The following is a 404-nucleotide window of genomic DNA, read 5'->3' on the forward strand; positions in this document are numbered from 1 at the left end:
CGGCCGGCGAGGAAGGCGAGCAGGTCGAACTCGCGGCGGGTGAGGTCGAGGACGGCCCCGTCGAGTTCCGCCTGGCGGCGCAACGGGTCGATGGCGAGTCCGCCGACGCGCAGCACCCGCGAGGGGGGTTCGGCGCCGGCGGCGCGGGCTCGGCGCAGGACGGCGGCCATCCGGGCGGAGAGGTGTTCGACGGAGAAGGGTTTGGTGAGGTAGTCGTCGGCGCCGTCGTTGAGGAGCCGGACGATCTCGGCCTCGTCGTCGCGCGCGGTGGCGATGATGACGGGGACGTCGGTGATGCCGCGGAGCATCTTGAGGGCTTCCGCGCCGTCGAGGTCGGGCAGGCCGAGGTCGAGTATCACCATGTCGAAGCGGTGGTGGGCGACCTCGCGCAACGCCTCCAGGGC

At 72.8% G+C, this 404-nt stretch carries 1 protein-coding gene; it reads right to left on the reverse strand.

From position 1 onward, the window contains the following. Window positions 1-404, reverse strand: a 404-nt coding sequence (locus G3I71_RS49175; protein WP_164325494.1) for a response regulator, incomplete at both ends; no start/stop codon positions are given.

This window comes from Streptomyces sp. SID12501 (assembly GCF_010550245.1).
GTDB lineage: Bacteria > Actinomycetota > Actinomycetes > Streptomycetales > Streptomycetaceae > Streptomyces.